This window comes from Algoriphagus sp. 4150 (assembly GCF_031457395.1).
Taxonomy (GTDB): Bacteria; Bacteroidota; Bacteroidia; order Cytophagales; family Cyclobacteriaceae; genus Algoriphagus.
Genome location: NZ_JAVDWS010000013.1, coordinates 46551 through 60202, shown reverse-complemented (window position 1 = coordinate 60202; position 13652 = coordinate 46551). Strand labels below are relative to the sequence as shown.

The following is a 13652-nucleotide window of genomic DNA, read 5'->3' as shown; positions in this document are numbered from 1 at the left end:
TAATGGAAAGGATAGCTATTCGACCAAAAGAACGGAATACCCGCCTCATTTTTCTTCTTATTCTCCTTCCGGTAATCCTCCTCATCTTTTTTTCCTAATTTTGCGCCCATGTCGCGAAAAATGAAGAACAAAGTGATCACCAACCTACTCATCGAGCGGATTGCCTCGGAGGGTAAATGTCTGGGACATCATGAGGAAAAAGTGGTTTTTGTAACCGGAGTTGCTCCGGGAGATGTGGTAGATGTACGGATTACTAAAGGGAAAAGCTCTTTCATGGAAGGAGAACCGGTCAATTTCCACGAGTATTCCAAAGAAAGAATAGATCCTTTTTGCTCACATTTCGGCACCTGCGGCGGCTGTAAGTGGCAGCATATCAATTACGACCTGCAGAAAACATACAAGCGCCAACAGGTTGTAGACCAGTTTCAGCGGATTGCGAAAGTGGACATTCCCGAAGTCTGGCCGACACTGGGCTCAGAAAAAACCCGCTATTACAGAAACAAACTTGACTTCACTTTCTCCAATAAGAAGTGGTTGACCCTTGATCAAATCCGATCAGGTGAGGATTTTGACAGAAATGCCCTGGGATTTCATATTCCAAAGATGTTTGACAAAATCATCGATGTGGATCATTGCTATCTGCAGGGAAGCATCTCCAATGAGGTCAGAAATGAGCTTAGAGCATTTGCTTTGGCAAATCAACTGAGTTTCTATGACATTAGAAATCAGATTGGACTGCTTCGAAATCTGATTATCCGGACCACCAGCACAGATCAAGCTATGGTGATTGTGCAGTTTGGAGAAAATGATCCTGAGGGGATTCAACAGGTAATGGCTCATTTGAATGCAAAATTCCCTGAAATCACCTCTCTTCTCTATGTCATCAATACCAAAGGAAATGAAACATTCCATGATTTGGAACTCATCACTTTTGCAGGTAAGGCATATATAGAGGAGGAGATGGAAGGTTTGAAATTCCGGATCGGCCCGAAATCCTTCTACCAGACCAATTCGGAGCAAGCTTACGAACTATATAAAGTTGCCCGTGACTTTGCCGATCTGCAAGGCAATGAGGTGGTGTACGATCTCTACACCGGTACAGGCACAATCGCCAACTTCGTAGCTAAGCAGGCCAAACAAGTAATCGGAATTGAGTACGTAGCGGCAGCCATAGAAGACGCGAAACTTAATTCCCAAATCAACGGATTGGACAATACACTCTTCTACGCAGGTGATATGAAGGATATGCTAAACGATGAGTTTATCGCAAACCATGCCGCTCCGGATTTGATTATTACCGACCCGCCGCGTGCCGGAATGGATGAAAAAGTAGTGCAGATGCTTCTCAGACTGAGTGCTCCGAAAATCGTCTATGTATCCTGCAATCCTGCCACCCAGGCTAGGGATGTGGCGCTTCTAAGCGAAAAGTATACCGTGGAAAAAGTGCAGCCCGTGGATATGTTTCCACAAACTTACCATGTAGAAAATGTCGTACTCTTAACTTTAAAATCATGATTTCAGATTTCAACGATCCCGAACTGAGTGGAAAATATCTGGGTACAATTACCAGTGATTTTATAAAGATCTCAGACGCGCTTAAAGAAGCTTCCTATCAGATCAGAACCCGGAAATTCTCAGATTATCCGATTTTCCCCATCTCCAAAGAGATGCAGCCCATAGGGAAAATTTTTGTGGGGAAAGAGGAAAAAGGACTGGACTGGAATTACTTCATGACTTATGTGGACGAGTTTGTACAGCGAAAATTGATCTCTGAAGAAGCACTGCCTGACTTCGAAAAAGCCTACAAAGATCCTGATGAATTTTGTTGCCTTTTTGTGATGGATGGGGCATTCACCAGCTTCGTGTATATTCCTTATCCCAATGATTAATTCATGTACAGGCATCAAAAAAAGCTTTACCCTTTGATTGGGTAAAGCTTTTTTTGATTAGAACAGTACACTTTATGAAGCTGAAAGCCTCCATTAAGTGACTTCATCCACAGACGAGCGCCTGTTAAGCATTAGCAATTATTGCCAAGCCGCCGTTCTTGTCATCACAAACGGATCGCAACAACCCTTTTCTAGTGAGTAATCTGCTTTCGGAAAGTAGCAGGAACAATCAACTATTCATCAATTCCTCGATCTCCTCAGCCTCAACCGGAATATTGCGCATCAGGTCAAAATAACCCTTGCCTTCCTGAATTACAATATTATTTTCCAGTCTGATCCCCAATCCTTCTTCCTGAATATAGATCCCCGGCTCCACGGTAAATACCATACCCGGCTTGATCGGTCCATGCATTGTCCCTACATCGTGCACGTCCAGTCCCAGATGATGGGAAGTGCCATGCATAAAGTATTTTTTGTAAGCAGGCCAGTCAGGATTCTGGTTTTTGATATCCGTCTGGTCTAGCAATCCCAGACCTACCAATTCACTTTGCATGATCAATCCTACCTCCTTATGGTAATCCTGAATATTGGTTCCGATCCTCAATATGTGAGAAGCCTCCTTTTGCACCCGTAGGACGGCGTCATAAACGGCTCGCTGTCTCTCCGTAAATCGACCGCTGACCGGAATAGTACGGGTCATATCCGCATTGTAATTGCCATATTCAGCAGCCACATCCATAAGCAGCATTTCACCGGCCAGACATTCCTTATGATTCTCTACATAATGAAGGACACAGGCCGATGCCCCTGAAGCTATAATTGGCTCATAGGCAAATCCCTTGCTGCGGTTTCTTACAAACTCATGCAGGTATTCCGCTTCGATTTCATATTCAGTGACTCCGGGTTTTACAAAAGAGAGAACTCTTCTGAATCCTTTCTCGGTAATATCACATGCAATCTGAAGTTGGTCGATTTCCTCTTTTTCCTTCACACCTCTCAACTTATGCATAATAGGAGCAGAACGATGATAGTTATGCAAAGGAAACCGTTCTTTACACTCCTTAATAAATCTTGCGTCCTTGGTTTCCACTACCACACCCGCACGCAAATGCTCATTGGTATTCAGGTAGATATTGCAGCAAAGCGCCATTACTGTATTGAAGATCTGGTCAAAATTTGCCAGCCACTGGATGTTTTTGATTCCGGAAGTAGCTTCAGCTTCTTCCTTGGTGTATTTATGCCCTTCCCAGATTGCAATGTGCTCGTTGGTTTCCCTGAGGAAAAGTATTTCCCGCATGTGTGGATTAGGACAATCGGGTGCTACTAATAGGATAGTTTCTTCCTGATCTATTCCTGTCAGGTAGAATAGATCATTGTTCTGGCGAAAACGCATCGTTCCGTCAGCATTGGTAGGCATGATGTCATTAGAATGGAAAACAGCTACACTTCCTTCAGCGAGCTTGTAGCAAAATTTCTCTCGATTCTTGATGTAAAGTGAACTGGAAAGAGGTTGATATTTCATCTGTTTATAATTGTTTTTTTAAAGCCATAACCTGTCCCGCGACGAAGGAAACGGGATTGCCTGTCCCGCATTACTTATAATTATACCTCCGTAGCTTCCCGTAGGCATAGGATCATGCCTGCCTCAGACAGGCTCAATTTCATAAGTTTTTTTTCTGAATCTCAGCTGGGAAGTTACTAATTCTGTGGCGAAAATTAGATTAGAAATTCATCAGGAACCAATTTCCTGCGTTACTTTGTATATTACCGAAAGGGTAAATTATAGCATGGAATTAAACATCAAAGAACTCAATAACGGCATTCGTATTGTCCATCAGGAAGTTACCCATACCAGACTAGTTCACTGTGGATTTATTTTAGATATAGGAAGTAGAGACGAGACCAAAGAACAGGAAGGATTGGCTCACTTTTGGGAGCATATGGCCTTCAAGGGCACTAAAAAACGCAAAACTTTCCACATACTCAACCGACTCGAATCACTTGGTGGTGAGCTCAATGCCTACACCACCAAGGAAAAGGTATGCTTCTACGCCTCCACCCTGAAGGAGCATTACAGCAAAGCCTCCGAGCTGCTGTTTGACATTACTTTCAACAGTACTTTCCCCGAAAAACAGATCGAAAAAGAGCGCCAAGTCATCTTAGAAGAAATGGCCATGTACCGGGATTCTCCGGATGATGCGATACAGGATGAGTTGGATGAGTTGGTTTTTGAAAATCACTCCTTGGGAAGAAACATTCTGGGGACGGAACAAACGGTCGGGAGCTTTACGCAGCAGGATTTCTTCGATTTTATCTCCACCCGCTTGGATACCTCCAGACTGGTGTTTTCAGTGGTTGGGAATATTTCTTTTCAGAAAGTGTTGCGAGGGATAGAAGGTTCTTTAGCCCAGATCCAGACGAAAAGAAGTCTACATGTCCGAAGTAGTTTCCAGAATTATACTCCAAAAGTAAAAATCCGGGAAAAGGATGTCACCCAGTCGCTTTGTGCCATTGGTCGACCGGCATTCTCCCTTTACAACCCCAATCGATTCAAACTCTATCTCCTTAATAATATTCTCGGGGGCCCCAGTATGAATAGCCGCCTTAATCTGATGCTTCGCGAAAAGCATGGCTATGTCTATAGTATTGAATCCAACTATCAGCCATTTTCGGACATAGGTTTCTTTGGAATTTACTTTGGAACAGAGGTCAAAACGCTGAAAAAAGCCCAATCACTGGTTCTCAAAGAAATGGGTAAGTTGGCCAACACAACGCTGGGATCACTTCAGCTTCACATGGCCAAAGAGCAAGCAATAGGCCAAATGGCGATAGCGGAGGAGAATTATTCAGCTTTGATGCTGGTGTATGGCAAAAGCTTACTCGATCACGGAAAAGTAGATCCTTTGGAAAAAATCTTCAATCAGATAAGAAATACTACAGCAGAAGAAATCCGGGAAATCGCACTGGAAATCTTCAATCCCGACATGTTGACCTTTCTTACTTACAAACCCCAATAATCATGGAATTCATAGACCCCGCTCTTTTAACGTATTGCGAAAATCACAGCAGTGAAGAAGATTATTTGCTAAAAAAAATCACCCGGGAAACTCAGGCTAAAGTGATGATGCCACGCATGATCTCAGGGCACTTGCAGGGAAAAATGCTGGAACTTTTTACCAAAATGCAAAACCCAAAAACAATTTTGGAAATAGGTACATATACCGGTTATTCGGGAATCTGTATGGCTCGCGGGTTGGGCAAAGACGGAACGCTGATCACCCTAGACATCAATGATGAGTTGGAAACGATGGTTCGCGGATTTTTTGAAGAAAGCGGTCTGAGTGACAAAATTGATTACAGGTTGGGAAATGCGATGGAAATCATCCCTACACTTCCGGGTCCTTTCGACATGGCATTCATAGATGCTGACAAAATCAACTACATCAACTACTACGACCTGATAATCGATAAGATTAATCCGGGCGGAATTATTTTAGCTGACAATGTACTCTGGTCCGGGAAAATCCTAGCGGATGAAAACCTCCCTATCGACAAAAACACCCAGGCCATTTTAGACTTTAACACCCTGATTCAGAACGATTCACGCGTAGAAAACGTATTGCTTCCCATCCGCGATGGAGTGATGATGGCAAGAAAAATCTAAATGAAGTTAAAAGGGGAATCATTTTTGCTAAAATGAGCCCGAAACGACGATGAAAGCCTTTTTCGAATGAAAAAAATACAAATCACCTATTTAATTTTCATCCTGCTAGTACTTTTTGGCGGGGAGTCCATGGCTCAAATCCCACAAGTTCCCGCTGAACTGGAATTTGCAGACCTTATCGTAAGAATCAATCCCCAAGCCCGTCGCGAAATCCAATTGGATGTGGATGCTCAATATCGCAACCCCTCCTATTTTAAAACCAAGCAGGAACGGGTCAATCTATACATGCCGATCATCGAACGGGAACTGAGGAATGCCGGCGTACCTGTAGACCTGAAGTACCTGGTAATTCAAGAAAGTGGGCTGATCGGAGATGCCGTTTCCACCTCTAACGCAGTTGGTTTTTGGCAGTTTAAGCAAGGAACCGCCGAAGAGGTTTTTCTCAGAGTAGACAATCAGATCGATGATCGAAAAAACATTGTCGCTTCCACCAAGGGTGCAGCCTTGTATCTGCAAAAACACAATAATTCCTTCGACAACTGGATGTGTGCCCTGGTATCCTATCAGATGGGATTGGGTGGAGCCAAAGCTTATTTTGGAACGCAATACAATGGAAAACGTGTAGTCGATGTGGATCGTAATAGCCATTGGTATTTCAAGAAATTCTTAGCCCATAAAATCGCATTTGGAAGCCCAACCATAATGCTTGCAAGTAGCGGTCAATACCTGGTAGAAGAGCGGGTTCAAGGTCCTACGACACTGGCGATACTGGCAAAAAAATATGGGGTAACAGAGCAACATCTACAGGAATACAACCTCTGGACGAAAAGTGGAAAGATCCCGGGAGACAAGGTCTACACAGTATTGTATGTGAGGGACGGATCTGCTCCTATACAACCGGCGATCAGCACAGCACAGACGAAAACCGGGAACCAGACGGTTACTAGCTCCTCTCCTGCTTATAAGCAAGCCGATTCCTACCCTAGAATAGCAGGGAATACCACCAAAGCTTCGCTGCCTGATCAGATCAAAGTAAATAATCTAGACGGTGTGCAAGCGCCTCAATCTACTACTCAAAGCACGTTTTCCGGTCGCATTGGGATCAAAGAAAACAAGTTGAGAAAACTGAATGACTTGGAGAAAGGAGAGCGGATCGAAGCCGGCGAATATTACTATACCGAGAAAAAGAAAGCCAGTGCAGAAGTGTCTACCCATATCGTAAGGCCAGGAGAAACCCTCTGGAGCATTTCACAGAAATACGGGATTAAATTAGCTGCTCTGAAGTCTAAAAACAGAATTAGAAAAGATACAGATTTGAAAGCAGGAATGGTACTCAATCTTCAAGACCATCGAAAGCGTGGCGAGGAAATACCCAAGGTAAACTTGACTAGCCCCCCAGCACCTGCCAGACAGGCAGTGGCGACTTCCGCCACCACTACCACTACCACTACCACTCCGGCGGTCACCCAGACTTCTCCCACTCCGGCAGTCAGCAGTACTACTCCGACACCATCCCCCTCGCAGATTGCACATACTGTGGTAGGTGGGGAAACGCTGTTTTCCATCAGTAAAAAATATGGTGTAACCGTCAATCAATTAAAAGAATGGAACAATATAGGAAGTCAAAACATCATATCCATTGGGCAGAAATTGGTTATCTTTCGTCCCTGATCTGCAATCCCGACGCTTTTTAAATGTCAAAGTATCTCCTCTCTGCTTTTGGATTATTCCTGCTGTGCCTCAGTCATGCTGTACAGGCTCAGGATAGGCAGTTTATTCCTGACACTGTACTGATCAATGGCGATACCTTACTGATGCTTGGAGATTCCCTACTGATAGAAGCGCCTAAAAAAGAGGTGTTCTGGAAGACTGGAGGAAACTACAATCTGAATATACAACAGGTTACTTTGTCAAATTGGGCTGCAGGTGGTTCCAGTACATTTGCGCTAAATTCAGGCATGACACTTTTTGCAAATTACAAGAAAGACAATAAAGTTTGGGATACGCAGCTTACGTTAAGTATGGGTTTTAACCGACAGGATGACAGATCGTTCAAAACCCGAAAGACCAACGATAATTTTCATTTTATAAGTAATTATGGTAGAGAACTCTCGGAGTTTTTCTACTTATCCACCCAGCTAGACGCACGGACTCAGCTCCTTGCAGGTTATAAATATGCCAGGCCAACGGGAAGTGATGTAGAGGTACGCACGAAAATCTCAGACTTGCTTTCTCCGGGCTATGTACAGTCTTCCACGGGTCTTAACTACCGAAAAACCTATAAAGACAACAGTAAAATATCCATCATCATATCTCCTTTCACGGGCAGGTTTACTATAGTACTGGACGATTCTCTTAGCAGAGCGGGCGCATTTGGTATAACCCCGGGAGAAAATGTACGGGCTGAAGCGGGAGTTTCCCTTGCCGCCTCTGTCGTGGACGTTCAACTTATGCAAAACGTCACGTGGAAGTCTGATATCAATCTATTTTCCAATTACGAAGTATTTGGAAACATGGTAGTCAACTTCAATTCTGTGATCAGAATGAAGGTAAACAAGTTTATTTCCACGCGGATAGAAACTATTCTGATCTACGATGAGGAGGTGTTTATCAACCAAAGCGATGGCACATCCAAACAAGCCATACAACTGCAGAATCTGATAAATTTTGGAATTTCGCTGGATTTTTAAAAATCTGTCTCCAGTCCAAATCTGCGCTGAAATTCCCCCAGCGCCGCATGCTTGTCCTTCAAAAAATTGAATTTATCAGTGCTTGTATAGAGTTTATTACGCTCAGACTCCAGTTCTTCCTTCAGCTCCAATTCCACTTTAAACTGATTGACCCCACCCAGTTCTCTGACAATCCGAACAAGCTCCGGTTTCATCTTCAATGCAAGCTCTTCTTGCACATGCCCCATTACTTCAAGGATAACAATATCCCCGTTCATTTTCATGGATTGCCCGAGTATCGCCAATTCCATACTTTTTCCGAGCTTCTGAAAGTGTTCTCTTACTTTGGGAAATACCTCATCCAATATTTCCCGGCTGAGATCTCTTCCTGTCTGTATTACCTCGACTACCTCTTCGCTAACCTTGGCTTTGGCACTTTCAAGCTCGACCTTGGCCTTTTGATCGGCCAACTGCTTGGTGTGTCCAAGGTTTTTTGGGATAGAAATGGTCTTCAGTAGACTAGACTTGGCAGAGCCTGAAGAAGTAGGAAGGGGAATAGGTTCTTTGAGTGGCTCAGGCGCTACTTCTGTCAGACTTTTTTTTTTGTGTCTTCAGCCGCGATCATGGACAGACGGAATGCCTGGGGAAGCTTCGCCATTTTCATCAACGCCAATTCCACATGCAAGCGTTGATTCTTGGAGGTTTTATAGTTGATATCGCAATAATTGGCGATGTTCAGCGCAGAAAGTAAGAAAGAAGCAGAAGTGGCTTCTGTCTGTTGCAAATAGCGTTCTTTAGCAGATTCGGAAACTTCTATCAATTCCACAGTGGCAGGATCCTTGGCTACCAAGAGATCTCTGAAATGTTCGCAGAGCCCCACTACGAAATTGTGTCCGTCAAATCCTTTCTTTAAGATCTCATCAAAAATCAATAAGACCTGGGAAAGATTCTCAGAAACCAACGCGTCCACTACTTTGAAATAATAATCGTAATCGAGGATATGGAGATTGCCGATGGTTTCATGATAGGTAACTTTTTTTCCTGCGGAATAAGTCACAATCAAATCAAACATGGACAAAGCATCCCGCAAGGCTCCATCAGCTTTGGTAGCTATCAACCTGAGTGCCTCCTCTTCATAATCTACAGTTTCCTTCTCGGCGATGTACTTAAGATGCACAGCGATGTCTTTGATCTGAATTCTATTGAAATCAAAAATCTGGCATCGGGAAAGAATGGTAGGTATAATTTTATGCTTTTCGGTAGTGGCCAAAATAAAGATGGCATACTTAGGCGGTTCCTCCAAGGTCTTCAAAAAAGCATTGAAGGCCTGATTTGAAAGCATGTGAACCTCATCAATGATATAGACTTTGTACTGCCCTTTCTGAGGAGCGTAGCGCACTTGATCTACCAGGTTACGGATATCATCTACCGAGTTGTTCGAAGCAGCATCGAGCTCGTAGATATTAAATGAGCTGTTATTCTGAAAAGAAACGCAGGATTCACATTTACCACAAGCCTCGAAGTCAGCCTGAATATCTTCACAGTTGATCGTCTTGGCCAGAATCCGGGCACAGGTAGTCTTCCCCACCCCACGTGGACCACAAAACAAAAAAGCCTGAGCTAAATGGTTGTTTTTAATGGCATTCTGAAGCGTGGTGGTGATATGCTGCTGCCCAACTACGCTTTTAAAATCTGCCGGTCTGTATTTTCTTGCCGAAACGACGAAATTTTCCATCACCGCAAGATATAAAAAACTCCATACTCGTGAAGCCCAAAAAATGGCATTTTAAGACAATTCTCGCTAATTCTTTGATTTACAAAGCTATGAAAATCCAATTTTTTAATTGATTGTCAAAATTCAAAAATCTCTTAATCCAAGGAACCAAAATTGTATTACTTTTGTCATCCTTATTCAAATGGGGCTGACCGGTTTTGACAGTAAGTGTAAAGATCGGGCTCGCATGCAGGCTGGAGTATGTACGGCCTTAAAAAATTCATATGCACTATAAATGGCGAAGAATCTTACGCTATGGCTGCCTAATCTTACCTTAACAGGAAAGAAAGCTTAAAGGGTTGAGTTGCGAGAGTAATTCCCCGGCCACATCTCACCGCCCGTTGTCTGATCCGGGTGGATCTGAGGTGTCGACTTGATCGGACTGCGGCTTGTGATGCTATTAAGCAGGTCTAAGACAAATAGCTAAGCCGAAGCAAGGTGTGTCACCCAGCATAAGTCGGTCGAAAATCCAACAGGTGACTAAGCATGTAGACGGTACGTTGTTTCCTTATCTGGACGCGAGTTCGAATCTCGCCAGCTCCACCTGACGGCACAAATCCAATTTTGACGGATTTGTGCCTTTATTTTTAGTATACAACCTACTGTTTATCAGATAGATAAGTTCAATAAACTTATTAACCTCCGGAGTTCGAACTTTTTCAGCCTTAAAAGTTATTTTTTTCAACCTGTAGGAGAGACAAGGGTTTTAAATCCGGATCAGTGTAAACCCTCAATTCCCTATTGACCAATATCGATAGTGCTGAGGTCGTTTTGCCTAGATACTTTTGAGAGCCCACCTTCGGTCGGCAGGCAAAAGTATCTCCTCCTTCGGCCTTTAGGTTTGCAGGAGGATAACACTGATCATTGTATTAGCAAAAAAACACTTTCGGACTTCTGTTGACAAGATTGCACCCTATGACAGAAAAAGCCATCAAGGTATCCCCGATGGCTCTCATTTCTTTAACTTGAATCAACTACTTAGCGAATTGCACAGCAGCTACAACCGGAAGATGGTCAGAAGGATAGCGTTGTTCTCTTGCATCTGTTAAGACCGCATATTTTAATACTTTAAAATACTCACTTACAAACACATAATCTATACGGTTTTTCATCGGTGCAGTAAACCGAAAAGCATTAGTCGTACCCACTGGTCCGTAAGGCGGCATTTCAGTTATGGTGTAAGCATCATTTAAGAAAGCAGACAATGCTATCATCTGCTCCGTCTCAGGAGTGGAATTGAAATCCCCGGTACAGATTACAGGCTTGTCTTTGGCAATTTCCTTGATTTTCTGAATCATAAGTTTCCCTGATTCCTTTCTTGCTATCACGCCTTGATGATCAAAATGCGCATTGAATACATAAAACTCCTTTTTGGATTTTCTGTCCTTCAAAAGAGCCCAGGAGGCAATTCTATTACAGCAGGTAGCATCCCAGCCCAAACCCGGTTTATCCGGAGTCTCACTTAACCAGAAATTCCCTGAATCAAGCAACTCAAACCTATCTGTTTTATAAAATATTGCAGAATGTTCCCCTGCAGTCTTGCCATCATCACGCCCTGCTCCTACAAAAGCGAAACCCGGCATCCCGAGCAGACCATTAAGCTGATGTATAAATCCTTCCTGTGTGCCTATGATGTCAAAATCATGGTATCGGATCAAAGCCTTTACATTTTCCTTCCTGTGAGGCCAGGCATTCATGCTATCTCCGGGAGTGTCCATCCTGAGATTGTAACTCGCTACTTTAATTTCGGGATTTTTCTGACCAAAGGCCGAAACAGCCATCAAAGCCAAAAAGGCTATTATATAGATTTTCATTAGGTAAGGGTTTTATTTCTCCGCAATTCTTTTTTGAGGAAGAATTACGGAGATCATTTGAATTTATATTAGTTTCTATTACCATCCGGGATTCTGCCCTAGCGCAGGGTTCCGGATGATATCGGTCTCCGGAATAGGATACAGGTATTTTTTGTCCATCCATTCCCTGACACCCGGATTGAAGATCACTTCGCCTGACGTGCCATTTGAAAGCTGAATCCTTCCTGCTGCTGAAGAAAGACTTACATCTACAAAGGCTATGGCAGGATTAGAAGAACCGGGCTTGTCACCTTGGTAGAACAACACATCCATGATCCCATCTCCATTAAGATCATATTCTCCCAAAGCGGGGACATACATCCCATTCATTGGAGAATCTGCAAATAGTTCCCCGATATGCCATCTTCGTAAGTCATCCGGACGCAACCCTTCAAACACCAATTCCACTGCTCTTTCTCTCAATACTTCCAAAAGTACAGGATCGGCAAATTTACCCTTGTAGTATTCGACTAAATAAGGATCAGCTTCCGTGGGAAGAGTGGTCAATGTAGAACCTGTGATCCCGGCGCGGGCACGAAGTGCTCCAATGGTCTCAGCCCAGTACCCTGGAGTCATCGCCCCTAATTCCGCCAGTGCTTCTGCCTTGTTCAATAAGACTTCAGCATATCTCATAATTATATGGGCATTATCATTTCGGCTTTCATCATCATAGGGAAAACGCTCATCATAGCACCACTTGATGGGCTGATAACCGGTAAATGTCTGGTTGAAGTTAGGTGGAGCTACTACCGAGACACCATTCTCAGTCCGGTGATAATCTCCCAGACGAACCGTTTGCTTCAGGCGCAGATCTCTATTTTTCACTTCTTCTACGAATGGCGTCGTCTTGTATTCGGGATTGTCTGTAAAGGATGTCCCGTCCAATTTCAGATATGTGTTGACAAAATTACGGGTCAGACTAGGTCTGTTGCCATAAGTCGGGCTGATGAAACGCCGATTGGCCGAACTAAATACCTGAAGACTCGCATCCAAAGCCACTGCCAAAATCGTCTCATCGGCAAATGGAGTTTTAGTGATGAAAATCTCCCTATAGGAACGATCATCCGAAGCCCCACTATGCAAAGAAAAACCGGTAATCTCATTGGCTGTATTTACCACCTCCCCATACCATGCATCGGCAGTGCCCTGCATACCATATTCAGTATGATATCTTCTAAAGGATGCTTCAAATAGTGCGATCCGGGTCTTATACGCTCTAGCTACGTTTTTAGTGATTCTGGTGGAGGAGGCATCAGAAGTCAAGGTAATATTTTCGATCGCATAGTTTAAGTCTTCCAACACTTTATCCATAACCATAAATCTATCGTCTCTGGAGCCGTAGAGGGTCACACTATCCGTGATCTCTATAGTTTGATCAATCCATGGAACATCCCCAAAACGCTTCACCTTATCGAAATAAAACAGGGCTCTAAAGAATCTGGCCATTCCGATATAATGATTCCTTTCTACCACTGGGCTATTCTCCGCATTTTCGATAAAATAGTTAATATTTCGCAAGTTAGACCAAGCCCAACCAGAGCTGGTAACCGGACTTAGTGCATTTACTGCCAGATAATTATCTACCCCGTTTCTGGCTACAAGGTCTGATACATCATCTCCCTGAAAGACCCCAACATCTGTCCCGGGTAGAATATCATAAAAGGAATTGCTATAAAGTTCTAGTCCACTGGCAGAGCCGAATATCGCCTGATTGGTTGCAGTATCCACTGGATATTCATCCAGATTGCAGGAAGAAACTGACGCTACTAGAAGGAATGGTAGTATATAATGAAGTATTTTCAT

11 protein-coding genes and 1 other RNA gene are annotated in these 13652 nt (G+C 43.5%); 7 read left to right on the top strand and 5 right to left on the bottom strand.

Annotation, left to right across the window (positions count from 1 at the left end; translation table 11 throughout):
* The first annotated feature begins 108 nt into the window (after nt 1-108).
* A complete protein-coding gene (gene rlmD, locus J2X69_RS16170) occupies nt 109-1515 on the top strand; it encodes a 23S rRNA (uracil(1939)-C(5))-methyltransferase RlmD (protein WP_310105477.1) in 1407 nt (468 codons plus the stop codon).
* Complete coding sequence (locus J2X69_RS16165) at nt 1512-1889, top strand: hypothetical protein (RefSeq protein ID WP_310105474.1); 378 nt, start codon at nt 1512-1514, stop codon at nt 1887-1889. The genes rlmD and J2X69_RS16165 overlap by 4 nt, the downstream gene beginning before the upstream one ends.
* A gap of 229 nt (nt 1890-2118) precedes the next feature.
* Here J2X69_RS16165 and J2X69_RS16160 read toward each other — a convergent pair whose 3' ends face one another.
* Nucleotides 2119-3411: an aminopeptidase P family protein gene (locus tag J2X69_RS16160; protein WP_310105470.1), complete on the bottom strand. Its 1293-nt coding sequence runs from the start codon at nt 3409-3411 to the stop codon at nt 2119-2121.
* Between the two features lie 265 nt (nt 3412-3676).
* Here J2X69_RS16160 and J2X69_RS16155 point away from each other — a divergent pair, with 265 nt between their 5' ends.
* The 4 genes from J2X69_RS16155 (at nt 3677) to J2X69_RS16140 (ending at nt 8243) form a co-directional block, all read left to right on the top strand.
* Entirely contained in the window at nt 3677-4906 is a 1230-nt protein-coding gene (locus tag J2X69_RS16155; protein ID WP_310105465.1) for a pitrilysin family protein, read from the top strand.
* 2 nt (nt 4907-4908) lie between these two features.
* Nucleotides 4909-5553: an O-methyltransferase gene (locus tag J2X69_RS16150; RefSeq protein ID WP_310105461.1), complete on the top strand. Its 645-nt coding sequence runs from the start codon at nt 4909-4911 to the stop codon at nt 5551-5553.
* A 66-nt stretch (nt 5554-5619) separates the two neighbouring features.
* Entirely contained in the window at nt 5620-7224 is a 1605-nt protein-coding gene (locus J2X69_RS16145; protein WP_310105459.1) for a LysM peptidoglycan-binding domain-containing protein, read from the top strand.
* 23 nt (nt 7225-7247) lie between these two features.
* Nucleotides 7248-8243, top strand: coding sequence for a DUF3078 domain-containing protein (locus tag J2X69_RS16140; RefSeq protein ID WP_310105456.1), 996 nt, complete (start codon nt 7248-7250; stop codon nt 8241-8243).
* Here J2X69_RS16140 and J2X69_RS16135 read toward each other — a convergent pair.
* The gene (locus J2X69_RS16135) at nt 8240-8692 is read right to left on the bottom strand and encodes a hypothetical protein (RefSeq protein ID WP_310105453.1); all 453 of its coding nucleotides are present in this window, start codon (nt 8690-8692) and stop codon (nt 8240-8242) included. The two genes, J2X69_RS16140 and J2X69_RS16135, sit on opposite strands and share 4 nt — an antisense overlap.
* Nucleotides 8693-8811: 119 nt before the next feature.
* A complete protein-coding gene (locus tag J2X69_RS16130; protein ID WP_310105450.1) occupies nt 8812-9957 on the bottom strand; it encodes a DNA polymerase III subunit gamma/tau in 1146 nt (381 codons plus the stop codon).
* Between the two features lie 183 nt (nt 9958-10140).
* On the opposite strand from J2X69_RS16130, the gene ssrA reads away from it, so the two are divergent.
* Nucleotides 10141-10542: a transfer-messenger RNA gene (ssrA, locus tag J2X69_RS16125) on the top strand.
* A gap of 428 nt (nt 10543-10970) precedes the next feature.
* Here ssrA and J2X69_RS16120 read toward each other — a convergent pair.
* Both J2X69_RS16120 and J2X69_RS16115 read right to left on the bottom strand, forming a co-directional pair.
* A complete protein-coding gene (locus tag J2X69_RS16120) occupies nt 10971-11810 on the bottom strand; it encodes an endonuclease/exonuclease/phosphatase family protein (protein ID WP_310105447.1) in 840 nt (279 codons plus the stop codon).
* Nucleotides 11811-11888: 78 nt separating this feature from the next.
* Entirely contained in the window at nt 11889-13652 is a 1764-nt protein-coding gene (locus J2X69_RS16115; RefSeq protein ID WP_310105444.1) for a RagB/SusD family nutrient uptake outer membrane protein, read from the bottom strand.